We start from the raw sequence: 15,951 nt of genomic DNA on the forward strand, positions 1-15,951 counted from the left end.
GGTTTTTTTATGATTAGCGGACGATAATCACCCGGCCCGACGTCTTCGTATGAGGATCGAGGAAGGGGTAACTCTGCCCTTGTTCCTGAATCTTTAATTTATAAATGTACGTCCCAATCGGTAGACGACTGCCCCGCTGGTCGGTGCCATCCCAGTAATAATCGTTTTGTCCGATCTGAAGCTTCTGATTTTCATTGGAAATGATCCGTAGCAATTGTCCCTGAAGGTTATAAATCTCAATGGCCATCGCATCGGGAACGCTTGTTCCGGTCAGGTTTAGACTGAAGCGGGTGTAATACGTCAGCGGATTCGGACTTACCACCAATTGCTGAATTCCCGTTTCGTTTTTAACGACAAACGTGATGTTATACGGGGTTGAACCGGCTAGGTTACCCGTTGCATCCGAACCATTCACCTGGAAATAATACGTGCCTTCGGGTAAATTCTTAGGCTGATAGGTAGCCCGGAAATCATTTTCGGATACCATTTGCCAGCTAACGTTGGGATTTTGAAACGAAATCCGTTGCAGGGCAGTGGTGTCAGGGAAGCGACGTTGCAGATACATGTCAATGCCTGAAGTATCCTTTCTGAGGACGTATTTATTTTCGTCTTTTAACCGAATAGCAATGGTTGGATTTGCCGAAACGAAAGACCCATTCGGAATGGTTTTTCCATCAAAGGTAACTTCTAGAATCGGAGCCGAGCGGTCGGGCTGGACGTGGGCGATCAGGGTAATCAGGTTATTCGTATAGCTTACTTCCGGTAAAACTTGTGGGTTCACGGTTACGGCAATGCGGTTTTCTCCAGTGGCCAGATTAGCATAGGCAATGCTAAGCGGAATAGTCTTGGCCGAATTGACTTTGTACTGTCTGGTCTGGTTCAGGCCGGAAGTGGCATTCGTAACTACTTCTGTGACTGTCAGCGAATCAGCAAATAGCTGCGTACTGGCCAGGTCAAAGCTCAGGTTTTGCGTGTAGGGGGCTCCTTCCGTAAGGTAAGTTGTTGTATTGGGTAAATACGCCGACTGCCCCTTCAAGTGGAGGGCTCCTTCGGGTACTTCCTGATACGATACTAACCACCGATTGAGCTGCGGAGCCGTTGGGCCGCTGATCTTTTCACGCAGTCGCAGGTAAGGATATTTTTTAGCATCAACACCATTTTTAATATCGGTCAGACTAGAAGTCAGGTTGGCGTAAAGCAGCGTTTCATTTCCCTGGTTATCCACGCCATACACATCTAATGATGATTTCTGCTGAGCATTCCGGGTTACCTGCTGACGAATAGCACCCCATTGATTTGCCGGGCCAATGAGTGCCGAACTCAGCGTTGCCGCCGTTGCCGTTCCGGTGAAACTCCAGCGGTTATTCTGAAGCACGGCGAAATCCGTAAGTACGTTATCAAACTGGGTTGCATTACTCTGAGCCCAGCCGCCCGTACTGCCTTTAATGTAAGTAAACGAAGCGGTAGACCATTGATTATTATTGCTCAAAGCCTGATCGGCACTCCGAACCCGCCAGAAATAAACTGTGCTGTCGGTAGCTAATAAAGACACCTTCCAGCCTTCGGTATTACTAATGGGTAAAGTCGTCGTTTTCTTGAACGAGCTGGTAAATGCTGCGGAAGTGTCCAGTTCGAATATAATCTGAGGCGTACCGCTGATAGTAGCGACTGGCGTGTATTCGGCTACGAGTCGAGCGGTAGGCGTGTTATTTTCCTGAGTACCTATAATGGCAAAGTCATGAGGTAACAAAGGCCGGGCTAGTGAGCCGGGAAGGACTACATTCAGACTGGCTTTGTTGTTCTGTTTTGAAATTTCGTCGAGTTGATTGTTCGCGTCAATAACTACATCGAAACGGGTGTTCCCACCCGCATGGGCCTGGTTATTAACCGTAAAATAAACCGTATCCTGATAGGCAATAGGGGCGTATTGCTTTGTCCCCAGATCAATTTCACGACCGTTGGAAAGTGTTCTTTTCAGGCTTACCGAAAAAGGTTTCTTTACATTTTTACCCAGATTGCTAATGACAATACCTACCCGGAAAGAGTCGGCTGGGGTGGTTAGTGCTTTCTTGTCCAGGCCCTGAACAAAAAGCGTTTGGGACTTGATGGCATAATCCAGCTTGGAAGCCGGATACAAAACGATAGCTGGGTCTCCCTGAAGGGTAAATTGTTCGGCGTGAGCAATGTGGTAAAAATCGCTATTGTTTGCCAGAAAGCGTTTCACGGCCTGTTGCTGAATGTAGCCGAAAGGTTTGGCAAACGTGGTGCTGTCTGAGAACAAACCATTGTAAATCTGGTCCGCATATTCTTTCAGAACAAAAGGATAACCAATGTCAGTTAACGCTAAAAATAGAATCGCTCCTTTATTAGGGGTGTTTACCCAGTCTGTCCCAAAGGTTTTAGAATTCTGGAAGTAAAAGTTACCAGAGGCACAACCATTCATAAAGATGAGCGGATATTTCCCGTTGTTACGATACCCTAACTGCTCATTTGAGGCCATGCCAATCTCAATGTCCGAAACCGTAGGGCTGGAATGTCCGAAGAAAGTAATCATCGATAAACCACTATTAACCTGTTCCTGAATGTTCAAAAACTCAACAGGTTCATCGGTTTTCTTGCCCATTAATTCTACCCGGGTGCCTAAGAGCTTATTCTGTGCGGTTTGCTGTAACTGATTTAAGTTGTTTCGAAAAGAAAGCAATTCATACGAACTACGTCCGCCGCTCAAGTGTAAAATGTTTTTTTGCCACAAGTCGGTCATGGGTTTGGACTCATGCTCCTTGACTTTAGCCAGATAGTCTAAAACAGTTTGTGGACTGTTGGTTTGAAGTCTTCCAATGGGGATAGCGGGCTCGTAAATTCCTTTTCCATTTAATCCCATAGTCATGGTGATATCGGAGCCAGGCCAGCCTGAACTAGGAACCATGTCAATCTGATTCCGATTAGGATTAAATCTTAACCCTTGCGGATCGGTAGATTGGCCGATTAGGAAAACAGACTGGGGATTTCCTTTTCTGAGCATAAAATCCAGAAAACGCCGAATGGCCAGCGGACTCGTTTCTCCGTAATTGAACTGATCGTATAACTGAAAAATGGAAACCGTTAAGGTATCGTATTTTCCACCCGCTTCGGAGGCTCTGTAACGGGCATACGCCCGAACCGCATTTGACTCACTACCCGCAGGTTTTTGTAAAGCCGGATGCGTAATGATTAAATAGTTGTGTGATTTGGGGTTGATGTTTCGGAAAGAGGTTCGCGAAATAAGAGGTACAGATTTAAACTCCCGCGTAATCAGAACTTTTCGAGCCGCTTGAGTTCCTCTGACAATAACCTGAAAATCAGTATCTGAAGGTAAGCCGCCAATTCGGCGAACTTCATTTTTATCCGTAATGTCGTAGGCAAGGAGCGAAGCATTGTTACTGCCGGGAATTGAAAGATAAGAGCGACCGGCTGATTGAGGAATCAACTGGAATGTCTTAGAACCCAAGCCATTCATGCGAGTGAGCTGCGGATAAGTTACTCGGGCGTAGGTAGCTGAATATGCATCCCGAGAGCCGTTATTAACCCCTTTGGAAACCGTTTTTAAGACTAACGTCTGGTTACTGATGTCTGAAAACTCAAGTGGGAAACTGAATTTTTTTGTATAATAATAGTCAAAAAAACCTTCTCCGAGCGTTCGGGAAGCGGAGCCTGCTGAAAAAACAAGTCGGTGATTATCAGGTAATCGCCCCGTCATCAGCCATTCTACTCGGGGTTTTGTTGCCGCAGAGGTAGCCAGATCGGTAATGGTAAAGTTTTCCTGCCATTCTTCGTTTATAGACCTTACGGGGCCTGTCCAGCCTTCTCCGTAATCATAATGGCTGAAAAGCATGGCTCCTGCCAGTGTTCCTACGGGGCGGGCAAAACCAACGGGATACTCAGACGTATAGAGTTTCAGAATCTCTTCCAGGTGGTAAGCCTCGGGAGTTAAAGAGGAATAATCCGTATCCCGGTACGAATCCATGCGTTTCCCGGCTTTTCCAGTGGTAGAGTAGGTTAGAAAATAAGCCGTCGAATCGGAATAAAGACTAAAGTAAGGATGAGGCTGAGCACTATTGGGAATGTATAATAATGAGTCGGGAGCTCCATCATTTCCTTCGGCATAAAACTCGATATAGTCGGAGGCATCGAGTTTTCGGTCTTGTTCGCCTTCTACAAAAATCGACTGTTCTTTTCCTCGCCAGTACAACTGGATCATGCGGGGATCAATGCCCGTATTGAATCCGGCCTTCTGTAATTCAGCAGAGGTAATTCGATACACTCCTTTTTGAGCAATTGGAATCCTGAAATAGGATTGCTCATAATTGATCCATTCATTCCCGAAAGTCTGAGCCGATGCCAGAAACGGGGAAAACAGGCCGATTAGGATGAATAGTAAATAAATCTTCTGGGTGGGGATGGATAGTTTTTCCAAAGGCTTTAATGGATTGAATTTTTTAGGTAAAAGGGCACAAATGGATGATAGGGCAAATATAAAAAATATATAGCGTTGAACTTTTCTCCAGTAGATAGGTAAAGCTGCAAAATGCCCGAGAACGAAGAGAAGTAGAAAAAAAGTGGAAGGAGCCATTAAGCGAATATCCAGAGGATCAAAAGGAGAAAATGCCCGTAGGATAATTAATGTAATACCTAATACCAGAGCTACCACTAAGTACCAATAAGTAAGTTGAATGGAATGGGGATCGGCTTTTTCAGGAGTGAACACTCTAATTTTTAAAAGCTTATAGATGATATACCCCTGAATAAAAAAACCTAGTAAACCTATAAAATCAACAGAATAAAAGTTATCCCAGTCTCGAATAAGTAACAACTCATTCGCTAAAGAACTTAAAACCATTAATGTCCATTCAGGCCAGGGTTCAACGGCAATAAAACGAGTACCGCCCCAAATATGATTACTGAGTTTTTCACTAATAAAAAAATATCCGCCGAAACTTAAGATTAACAATAACCCTAAAATTAAAAACTGAAACATTAAGTTTTTTTATTAGTAAAGTACGCAAGTAAAGCAGCTATAAAAATTAATCCTGCTGAAATACCTCCAATGTATTTGGTAAAGAACATACCAAATCCAGTTATGAAAATCCAAAATAATAGACGAAAATTCATTTGGTTATGGAAGGCATGCCAGATTCCATGAGTAAAAGAAAGCGTAAAAGCGAATAATAAGGATTCTGACCAACTGAAAGCTAATACTTTAATGAAAGCAAGCAGCGATAAGGCCAGGATAGGAGCTTTGTCTGCCCAGGTTTTATTTAATTCATACAATACCCAAATAATGACGATCAGGTTGACAAGTTTTGAAGCCCATATGCCATTTAGTCCGAGATATAACCCAATTAGAATGAATGATGGATAACCAAGAGGCCAAATGGAATTGTATACAATTTCACCACTTTCTAATATAATCGTTGGCCCCAACCCTGCTTTAAACCTCTCCGCAGTCTGGATGTAATAATGAGAGTCATTTACCAGACAATAATCACTAGACATTAGTATCCTTACTAGTGATAATGCCGTGACTGATATAAAAAGAAGCAAGAGCTTACGTTGACTGGTTAATAACATATTAGTTGCTTAAGGTTTAGAATATAAATAGGGGGTTGTTAATAAAATAGGTATCCTATACCATAAACTATTGTTGTACTTTGAAAATGGTTATAATTTATTAAACAAGGCTTCTATTTTAGATAAATTTTTAGGAAGCAGATTAGTAATAGTCGTTGTTAATAAAAACAAAGTAATCGGGATTTCTACTTTCTGCCAGAGATTAGAACGGACAGGATTAGAGAGCCAGTCTAGCCCGGCAATTAGCCAAAGAAAGGTTGTAGGGGCCAGAAGACGATAGGATAGCATATCAAAGGCACTGAAGAAACGTAAATAAAAAATAATTGATAGGTAGAGTGACCCGGTCAGGAATAGGAGCTTGGGCCTGGATAAGGTAAATGAAATACCTAGTAATTCTTTTCTATAAATTTTAATAACATAAACCATTAACATAAGCTGAATGACTAATCCTATCCAGGCGAATGGGTCGGGTAAACTTACATCTCTTAACAAGATAAACTCATTGATTAGTCCTGGAATAATTAAGATAAGTACTTCTTTCCAGGGCTTAATTTCATCAATTCTATTGCCTCCCCAAACTAACTGACCTTTGTATTTATTAAGTAAAAAATATGCATAGTAGCCTACGAAAAGTAAAATTGAATTTAAGAAGGTCCATTTGGCTCTTTTAAAATCTCTTTTCCAAAGGTAGTAGACCGATAAAATTCCTGTAAAGATTCCCATGAAAAGCCCAATGTATCTGATCAGGAAAGAAGCATAAGCTACTATGAAAAATTTTATTCGGTTAAATAAAAATACGTTGTTATCGTTTTTAAGGTAATCATACAATGTATAAATACTAACAGTAAGAACAACAATGTAGGCAGTTTCAGACCACGAATAAGCAGCCATTTTACATAAATATCCTACGGGTAATGCAAAAACGAATGCTCTTCTAGGGTGTTTTTTATAGAAGAATAATATCATTATTAATAAAAAGATGATATTGACTACTTTAGACGCCCATAAGACAGATATAGGAAGAATGCAATAAATGACTAATATGCAAGTTGAGTAACCGATAGGCCATAAAGAGTTCCAGATCGATTTGTATTGATAGCCATTTCCTTCTGCCATAGAAACAGCAGATTCTAAATACCCGTAAGAATCTGGAGTTCTTCCATAGTCAGGCATAATAAAAACGGTTCCTATAACTAAAATTGTGTAAAATATACTCAGTAATAGTAGCTTATAGTTATTTATTAATTTTAGCATAAAAATCTTATTAAGTTAGGTGAAGTTAATTATGACTTAGTTAATGATTGCCTTTACAAAAATGTACTTTGAATACACCATGCGATGCTAGACTGCAATTCCTATGCTTGGTCTTGTCTAGGCTTGGCAACTTATCCTATACTATCTTTCCTCCTAAAGCTATACTGTTCTGAATGGAAGATTAGTACCAATTCATGACTATAACACGCTGATTAACAGATAACATAAGTAGGGGGCATAACATCCCTTCAAAAATACTTCCCTGTTTTTGACATTTGATAGTAGCCTAAAAAAATATTTTACCAACTACCTTGCATTGCAAAGTACCTGCTATTACTTTTGTCTCAGAAACCGGATTAGGATTCTGGCTTTGATGAAATCCTTAGTACTGAGGTCATCGAACCCGAACCTGTTTAAACAATACGCGAAATGAACCTGGAAAATGCTCAAGTGCAAATGCGGAAGGGAATCCTTGAATTCTGCATTCTGCATATCATCTCGCGGGGAGAGGTTTATGCCTCAAACATGCTGGAGGAACTAACAGCGGCAAAAATCATGGTCGTTGAAGGGACGCTTTATCCACTGCTCACCCGACTGAAAAACTCAGGGCTGTTGGATTACAAGTGGGTAGAGTCCTCGTCGGGCCCCCCACGAAAATATTATATTCTAACGGATAGTGGCCGCGAATTCCTGGTACAACTTCAGACCACCTGGGAGGAGCTTCAAACGTCAGTAAATCAAATTGTTACAAACGAATCGAAGGGCGAATAGTGGAAGAGAATGCAGCGATAACCCCACTTCTCTTCTCGGATTCTACCATTCCATCATGCTAACATTCATTCGTTGAACCAATGAAAAAGACTATATCCATCACCATTGCAGGAGTTGTTTTCCACATTGAGGAAGACGGCTACGACCGCCTGCAAGGCTACCTGGAGTCCATTAAACGCTATTTTTCTGCGTACGAAGGCAGTGCCGAGATCATTGAAGATATCGAAGCCCGTATTGCGGAGAAATTTTATGACAAGGTCAAAAAAGAAGAAAAACAGGCCATTACCTCCGAAGACGTCGATCAGTTGATTCAGTCTATGGGAACCGTAGCTGACTTTGAGGCCATCGAAGAAGAAGAAGATTTTGGTGCTTCGAAATCAGCGTATACGCAGACCAGTGCAGAAAATCAGCAAACGTACGCCCACGCAGAGGCTGGTTCAACCTTTACGAGTGAACAGCAGGCGTTCCCACCAGCTCAGAAACGGCTGTATCGGGATACCAAGCGTAAAGTGTTAGGTGGCGTTTGTGCGGGCATCGCCCATTACCTCAATTTCGACCCGTTGTGGGTTCGGCTGGCAACTTTATTCCTGTTCATTGGACTGCCTATTTTTGGTGGATGGTCTCATACGGGAGACTTCTTTGGTCCTCTGAGTGGTATTGTCTTCATTGTTTACATTGCTTGCTGGGTTTCATTTCCCGGGAATGCGAATCTGGAAGAAGACGAAAAATTGCGTAAACTCTACCGCGATCCCGAGCGAAAAGCTCTGGGCGGCGTTGCTGCCGGGGTAGCCGCGTATACAGGCTGGGATTTAGCAATCATTCGCTTTGTTTGGGTCATTAGCATACTGTTTTTCGGCACGGGTCTGATTCTGTATTTAGTCTTGTGGATCATTACTCCAACGGCAAAAACGCTGACGGATCGTATGAAAATGCAGGGCGAACCCATTACGCTGAATAACATCGAAACCAATATTAAGCGGACTCTGAATGTTGAAAATCAGACGGTTGAAAGTACGGTTACGAAAGTGCTATTGTTTCCCTTTCGGGCATTAGCTGCGATTTTCGAAGGTCTGGGACCATTCTTTCGTTTCCTGCTGGTATTAGCACGTATCGTCGTGGGCCTTATTCTGCTGGGTTGCGGGATGGCCTGTGTGATTTGCCTGCTGATTGCCCTAGGTGCCGCCATTGGATTGTCAGGGTGGGAAGATGTCCCCATAACGGTAGGTATGCCCATTAAATTCATTCGGGATGCCTCCCCCTGGATGTTCGTGTTAACATTTCTGGCGGCGGTGGTGCCTGCTCTGGCGATGGGCCTGGCTGGTTTATCACTCTTAACGAAACAGAATTATTTTAAACCGCTGGTTTGGCAGACTTTACTGGGTTTATTCCTGGTTGGCTCCATCGGTTCAGGAATTATGATTCCACAATACATTTCTAATTTCGCCCGTCGGGGAGTCGTAGAGAAAACACGATTTATTGATGGGGACAAAACACCAGTTTTTGATATTGATGAACAGGTTGACGACGAGTTTGATGATTTGTACAGCTCACAGGTAACCTTAGAAGGGTACGAAGGCACGGAAATTAAGTTAGTAGAAGAATTTTCAAGCCGGGGTCGTACCACCAAAGAAGCCCGAGAGCGAGCAGCTCAGTTAAAGCATCAGATTACGCAGAAGGATTCTCTGGTAACCATTGCAAAAAATTTTGAGGCTCCCGATGACATTCCTTTCCGTAAACCTGAATTGAACATAAAGGTGTTCATTCCCTATGAGAAAGAATTCAGCATGACAGAGTCTTTTGCGAGATACGTAACGAATCGGTTCCCGAATGAGATGTTTAATGAGAATATGTTTGCCGGATCAATCTGGAAGTATACTCGCGACGGTGAATTGATCTGCCTGAATCGTTCGGTGCCTCAGGAGGAAGATACGTATATGAGTGATGATGACAGTGACCACTCTTACGAGTCGAGCATTGGCCGAGGTGTACCGCAGGAGTATAACCTGGAAGGCTTTACAAATCTGGACATTTCGGGCGGGTATGCTGTGGAAGTCAAACGCGGATCGGCTTTCAAGGTAACGGTCTACGCTGAGAATGAACGTAAGCTGGATGATGTAAGCGTGAAAGTTTCGGGTAATACACTGGTTATCAAACGCAAAAATATACTAGGGTTTAGCTTTAAAAGCAGCCGGGAAAGCATTCGCATCGAAATGCCAGCGTTGGAAGAGGTTGAGTTTGTGGGAGCAATATCAGCAACGGTGAAAGGTTTCGATCAGGTGAAAAAAATCGAACTGGCCGGAGCTTCCAAGTCTACTTTCTCTGGCTTGAATGCTGAACAAGTGGATGTAAATGTGCACGGAGCCGCCCGCCTGACTTTATTAGGGTCAGCCCAGCAGTTGAAAGCCGATATTTCCGGAGCGTCACGTTTGGAGGCCTTTGCTCTTAAAGCCAATGATGTGCAAGTGGATGCGTCAGGAGCTTCCAAAGCTCACGTAACCGCGAATACGAACCTGAACGCTACAGCTTCAGGAGCTAGCCAGATTAACTACAAAGGCAACGCGAAAGTGGAAGAAAGCCATTCGGGTGGCAGTTCCATAAATCACGAAGAAGAAATGCAGGAATAATAAAAAGTAAAGTAACCGTCAAAAAGAAAAACCCTGCCAAGGCTCCAAAAGCTAAGGCAGGGTTTTTTCGTTATTATAGGTATTGATTTGAATAAAGTCTTGGGGACTAGGAGCTCAAAACCTAAACCCCAAACTCAAAACATTAACCTATGAAAATCTTCTCTGTCGATCAGATCCGCCGTTGGGATTCTTATACCATTGAACACGAGCCTATTACTTCCATTGATCTCATGGAACGAGCCGCTCTTGCTTTTACCGAATGGTTGCTCCGCACGGGTATGGTGGAAACGCATCATGACATTTCAATTGTTTGCGGACTGGGTAATAACGGTGGCGACGGTCTCGCTATCGCCCGATTACTGAAGCAGGCGGGATATCTGCCTAAGGTATCTATCGTTAAACACACCGACCGAAGTTCTGAGGACTTTGAAGTCAATTTGGGCCGTTACGAACATTTGGATACGGTGCATTGGGTGAGCCAGAGCGACGAGTTACATTTCTCACCCAGTGGTGTAATCATTGATGCCTTAATGGGCTCAGGTCTGAGCCGCGGATTGACAGGTTTACTGGCAGAAGTAGTTCAGAAAATAAATAACAGCGGGGCAGAAATTATCTCAGTGGATATTGCCTCTGGTTTATTTGCCAATCAGGCCAATGCCGAAGAAGATGTCATTATTAAACCTACTTACACCGTAAGCTTTCAGGCCCCCAAACTGGCTTTTCTTCAGCCCAAAAATGTGCAGTACGTAGGCAAATGGCAAACGGTAGATATTGGTTTGCATGCGGTCTATGCAGAACAAACCCCTACCAACTGGTTCTTTACCAATGCTTTAGCCTTGCCTCAATTACCCGAACGGAGTGGGTTCGCAAATAAGGGAAACTTTGGTCATGCTTTATTGATTGCAGGAAGTTTAGGTAAAATCGGAGCCGCTGTACTAGCCTCCCGTTCCTGCCTGCGGAGTGGCGTGGGTCTGCTCACCGTTCAGGTACCTCGGTGCGGGTATGACATTATGCAAACCTCCGTACCGGAAGCGATGTGTATGGTTGATGAGGACAGGGAAGAAATAACAACTAGCCAGGATTGGTCGAAATATTCGGCCATTGGGATTGGTCCAGGTCTGGGGAAATCAGAGAAAACCAAAGCTTTTATGCGTCATTTTCTTTCCAAAACTCAGAAAATCCCCTGTGTAATTGATGCGGATGCTTTGAACATACTGTCAGAAGAGCGGGATTTATTGAATCTATTACCCGAAAAAACCGTCCTTACTCCTCATCCTAAAGAGTTTGAACGCTTACTCGGTAAGCCCTGGAAAAACGATTACGAAAAACTGGAGTTACTGCGGGAGTTCTGCGAAAAACATCAGGTAACAGTAGTATTAAAAGGGCAGCATACCGTGGTAGCAACGCCTGATGGCCAGTTTCATTTTAATTCAACGGGCAATCCTGGCATGGCCACGGGTGGCACAGGTGACGTTCTGACTGGCGTTATTACTGCTTTGCTGGCTCAGCAACTAGAACCCAAGGAAGCTGCCATACTAGGCGTTTATCGCCACGGCGAAGCAGGGGACCGGGCAGCGGCAAAATATGGCTTTGTAGCTCTAAAGGCCGGAGATGTTGCCGAATCACTTCGCTGGTAATGTTCTGATCAATAGGTAATTAGGCCTTAGTAATACTTTTCCAATATTAAATTTTACTTTCAATGTTATCAAATTGTTAATTTTTGATGAAATTATGGTTAAGTTCGAATATCAATCCGGGTTAACCTAAGTTTCGCGATGAAGACAATTTTCTATACAGCCTTATGCCTTTTTGCTTTAGCCTCTTGCACCTCTAGCAAAGTTCGTGTAGAGACTACCCTCGATGAGCGGGTTTCATTAGCCTATAATCGGACCTATTCTATTCTGAAAAGTTCTGGACTACAGGGTTTTGCTGAAGAGAATCAGCAGATCATTGTGGATGAAATCGAGCGACAAATGCGTGCTCGAGGATATACCTATCAGGAGGAAAAAGGAGATTTATCCGTGCTCTTTTCGGTGTATTCAGACGCGTTCCGACTTAAACAAACGGACCCGGCTTACTCGGCCAGCAAATTGAAAAAAGGTACCTTATTAATTCACCTGGTAGACGAAACCCTGAACCGTTCGGTTTGGATGGGGTATGCTTCCGGGCTGTTTGAAAAAACGCAGGCAATACCTGAAAGTCAGGTTCGTTCGGCCACTCGTCGCATCATGGACCAATATCCCGCTTTGGCGTATGGATACGTGCCCATGAAAATGGCTCAACAGTAACATTTGTTTGAAGTTTGATTTTGTTTGAAAGTTTGAATAAAGCGAGCTGGGTTTTACCTGGCTCGCTTTTCGTTTTCAATCCTCATTGGGAATGGCGTCTAGTTTGAATCGAAGACCAACAGGAGATTTTTAGTTAACTCATCTATAAACAAAAATTCGCCGAACCCAGAGGGTTCGGCGAATCCGTTATTGGTCTTTCTTCCCATTTGAAAACCATATTTTGAACGTTACTAATGTGCATGAATAGCAACGTGAATAGGCATTCCAATTTTCTGGTGCTTTTAGCTGTCCCAGAAATATCTTATGCAATAATACATACAATATTGAATCATACAAAGAAATATTTGAATTTTTTTGCGTAATTTTTTTCAGTGTTCGAATCAATTAAAGCGGTAAGGAGCTCGAACTGAGATTAATGGATACTTTTGAAGACTTGTTCGTCCCTTATGCTTGCTACTTTACTTAGTACACTTCTTCATTTTCAGTCAGTTAGCACTTCGTTACCTGATTCCAGTTATGTTATTGTTCAGGAAATCAAGTTTACGGGTAATCGCCGGACCAAAGAATTCATTATTAGAAGAGAGTTGGATTTTCGGGAAGGAGATACGTTAGCTACCGCGACCTTAATGGATCGGCTGGAGCGAAATCGGCGAAAAGTCTTTAATACCAATCTCTTCGTTACCGCTGAAACGAAAGTTAATGTTCTCCAAAGCCCTGATTCTACCACCCTTGCTCAGATTGAATTCGACTTACGTGAGCAATGGTATATTCTTGGTTTTCCGGTGTTTCAATTAGCGGATCGGAATTTCAATGAATGGTGGACGGAGCGAAACCGCGACTTAAGCCGAACGATTTACGGTGTTAACCTACGGCATTATAACGTTCGGGGTAGGGCAGAGCAACTGAAAATTAATCTTGAATTTGGCTTTGCTCAGTATTACGACCTGTCGTATTACATTCCTTATATTGATAAAAAGCAGAAAATTGGCGTGACGCTGGGCGTTTCTTACAACACCACAAAGAACTTACCTTATCGAACCAATCACGATAAGCTGGTGTATTTGCGAAGCGATGAACTATTGAGGGATCGTTTTTATACCAACATCATCTTCCGGCGTCGAAACCATTACTACGATTTTCAGACGCTGGAATTGCGTTATGCCTCAAACGTGGTTGCGGATACCATTGCGGCTTTAAATCCTAATTATTTTCTGGAAAGCCGAACGCGGCAAAAGTACTTTCTGGCTTCCTATGGCTATACCTATGATTTTCGGGACAAGGCCCAGTATCCGCTCAGAGGTTTTGTATTCGGAGCCTTACTCAATCGGTATGGGCTTTTACCGGGCGATGATATCAACCTGACGGATCTGACGGTAGGCTTTGCCCGGTATAAGCCGCTGGGTGGGAAATGGTATTACGGAGCCGTAGCCGAAGGAAAAACGTCCTATCCGCAGTTGCAACCTTACTTACAGACGAGAGGCTTGGGTTATCTCAGCGATCTGGTGAGGGGATACGAGTTATTTACCATAGATGGCCAGCATTATTTTTACCTGAAAAACACGTTTCGGTATCAGTTGCTCGATAAAAAGATTTTCCTGAAACCACTTCGAAAAATCCGGCAGTTTAATACCATTCCACTGGAAATTTACCCCAATGCCTTCATTGATGCGGGACAGTCCTGGAATCAGTACCGAGGGTATTATAACAGCGTTTTGCGAATAAATTTCTTCTGGGTTATGGCGTAGGCGTCGATTTTGTAACCTGGTATAATGGCGTTCTCAGAATCCACTATGCCTTTACCAAAGATGGCGTAGGCGGTTTTCGATTTAACTTAGCCAGAGAGTTTTAGAAAACAAAACAGCCGGGTGGAAGCCCGGCTGTTTTGGTAAACTGTAGTACAGAAGAATATTACTTATCCCACCAAACAGGTGTAGCATCCGTATCTGGACCTTGACGGGAAATAACTGCGTTATAATTATCTGAGTTCAAATCACGCTCAGTCGTAGGGTATGCCTGACGTAAAGGAATCTGTTTGGTCGCATTAACTGCTCCGGGTGCAGGCTTGAGGAAGTTAGGATATCCTGTTCTACGCCATTCTGACCAAGCTTCGTAACCTTGCATGTAAAGGGCCACCCATTTTTGGGTACCAATCAGTTCCAGAGCCTTATCATCTGAATAAGCAACGTTAGCATTAGTAATATAAGCTGTGTATGTCGCGTCTGAATATACTCCCCATTGATCCATAGAAGCCTTGATAGCGGCTTCGTACAGAGTTTTGGCATTGCCCGTAATCCAGCCTAATTTAACCGCTTCCGCCTGGCTGAACAGCACCTGCGAGTAGGTCATAACATTGGCCGGGGCAGAAATGACTGTACGTAATGAAGCAGCTGGTAATGAAACGTCTGCAGCTTTTACACCAGGGTTTGTGATACCGTAAGGCATCCCAACGTAGTCTTGTTTACTAGTCGATTTGTCAGCAAATGCTGGTAAACGAGGATCGGAAAGTGGCTTGATGTAGTTAATCAAAGGTGCACTAACCGCAAAATCCAAACGACCTGAAGTCACAAAACTGGAAAACCAGGGGTTAGGGTACGTATCGTTGTAATTGTAACGAACGTTGTCAGAATTAGAAGCCAGTGGGCCATCTTGCATAGCAGCTACAAACTCAGATTTACCTTTGGTTGGATCAACTTTTGACAAGCGTAAAGCCAAAATCATTCGTAAAGAGGCTGCGAATTTCTTCCAGCGAGTAGCGTTTCCACTTAAAATGATATCTCCTTTTACCGCTGTTCCGCCATCGAATTGAGCTGCTGCTTCTTTCAACTCTTTGAACAAATCCGTATAAATATCTTTCTGAGCATCAAAAGAAGGCGTGAAATCCTGACTTCCTTTTAATGCTTCTGAATACGGAATGTCACCAAAGCGGTCGGTGAGTACGGAAAAGAAGTAAGCACGAATAATTCGGGCTACAGCAATCTGGTTGGCATTAGAACCATTGGTCGTTACACCAGATTTAGTGGCATCATCTGAGTTTACCTTGATGATGTAATTGAGAGCAACTAATGGACCGGTATAAAACCCATTATAGTTGAACGAAGTACCTTGATAACGAGAGTTTTGCGTATAAGTAATTTCAGACCAATGCTGAGCATATAGAATGGGCTGGGCATCACTTGCTGTAACTGCTGCACCAAAATTAACTTCTGCTCCTGAAAGTAATGCGGCAGTACTGGCGACCGAAGCTCGGTTAGGATCTACGTTCATGTTGCCAAAATCGCTACAGGACGAAACAAGAGCCATTAAGCCTAATAGACCAACAATGGGTTTCTTGAATGCTATTTTTTTCATATTATTTTTTATGTCTAAAAGACTTGATAGAGACCATGAAATATTCCTGAATACTCTAT

The 15,951-nt window shown here is 43.2% G+C and carries 9 protein-coding genes; 5 read left to right on the top strand and 4 right to left on the bottom strand.

Going from position 1 to position 15,951, the window contains the following annotated elements:
• Nucleotides 1–13: 13 nt before the first annotated feature.
• From BWI96_RS08855 to BWI96_RS08865, 3 genes are all read right to left on the bottom strand, one after another.
• Nucleotides 14–5,014, bottom strand: coding sequence for a C25 family cysteine peptidase (locus tag BWI96_RS08855; protein ID WP_106636283.1), 5,001 nt, complete (start codon nucleotides 5,012–5,014; stop codon nucleotides 14–16).
• Nucleotides 5,014–5,607 carry a hypothetical protein gene (locus BWI96_RS08860; RefSeq protein ID WP_198555201.1) on the bottom strand — a complete coding sequence of 198 codons (594 nt, stop codon included), beginning with the start codon at nucleotides 5,605–5,607 and terminating at the stop codon, nucleotides 5,014–5,016. The genes BWI96_RS08855 and BWI96_RS08860 overlap by 1 nt, the downstream gene beginning before the upstream one ends.
• 90 nt (nucleotides 5,608–5,697) lie before the next feature.
• Complete coding sequence (locus tag BWI96_RS08865; protein ID WP_157830281.1) at nucleotides 5,698–6,780, bottom strand: hypothetical protein; 1,083 nt, start codon at nucleotides 6,778–6,780, stop codon at nucleotides 5,698–5,700.
• 510 nt (nucleotides 6,781–7,290) lie between these two features.
• Between BWI96_RS08865 and BWI96_RS08870 the strand changes: the two genes are divergently transcribed.
• The 5 genes from BWI96_RS08870 to BWI96_RS08890 all read left to right on the top strand — a co-directional run bounded on the left by BWI96_RS08870 (nucleotide 7,291) and on the right by BWI96_RS08890 (nucleotide 14,289).
• The gene (locus tag BWI96_RS08870) at nucleotides 7,291–7,632 is read left to right on the top strand and encodes a PadR family transcriptional regulator (RefSeq protein WP_106636286.1); all 342 of its coding nucleotides are present in this window, start codon (nucleotides 7,291–7,293) and stop codon (nucleotides 7,630–7,632) included.
• An 80-nt stretch (nucleotides 7,633–7,712) separates the two neighbouring features.
• Nucleotides 7,713–10,256 carry a GIN domain-containing protein gene (locus BWI96_RS08875; protein WP_106636287.1) on the top strand — a complete coding sequence of 848 codons (2,544 nt, stop codon included), beginning with the start codon at nucleotides 7,713–7,715 and terminating at the stop codon, nucleotides 10,254–10,256.
• A gap of 149 nt (nucleotides 10,257–10,405) precedes the next feature.
• Nucleotides 10,406–11,893, top strand: a complete 1,488-nt coding sequence (locus tag BWI96_RS08880) for an NAD(P)H-hydrate dehydratase (RefSeq protein ID WP_106636288.1) — start codon at nucleotides 10,406–10,408, stop codon at nucleotides 11,891–11,893.
• Between the two features lie 138 nt (nucleotides 11,894–12,031).
• Nucleotides 12,032–12,544 carry a DUF4136 domain-containing protein gene (locus tag BWI96_RS08885; RefSeq protein WP_106636289.1) on the top strand — a complete coding sequence of 171 codons (513 nt, stop codon included), beginning with the start codon at nucleotides 12,032–12,034 and terminating at the stop codon, nucleotides 12,542–12,544.
• A 446-nt stretch (nucleotides 12,545–12,990) separates the two neighbouring features.
• Nucleotides 12,991–14,289, top strand: coding sequence for a BamA/TamA family outer membrane protein (locus BWI96_RS08890; protein WP_106636290.1), 1,299 nt, complete (start codon nucleotides 12,991–12,993; stop codon nucleotides 14,287–14,289).
• 163 nt (nucleotides 14,290–14,452) lie between these two features.
• Here the strand turns inward: BWI96_RS08890 and BWI96_RS08895 are convergent, their stop codons facing one another.
• Complete coding sequence (locus BWI96_RS08895) at nucleotides 14,453–15,892, bottom strand: SusD/RagB family nutrient-binding outer membrane lipoprotein (RefSeq protein ID WP_106636291.1); 1,440 nt, start codon at nucleotides 15,890–15,892, stop codon at nucleotides 14,453–14,455.
• Between the last annotated feature and the right edge of the window lie 59 nt (nucleotides 15,893–15,951).

This window comes from Siphonobacter sp. SORGH_AS_0500 (genome assembly GCF_002838835.1).
Classification (GTDB): Bacteria; Bacteroidota; Bacteroidia; order Cytophagales; family Spirosomataceae; genus Siphonobacter.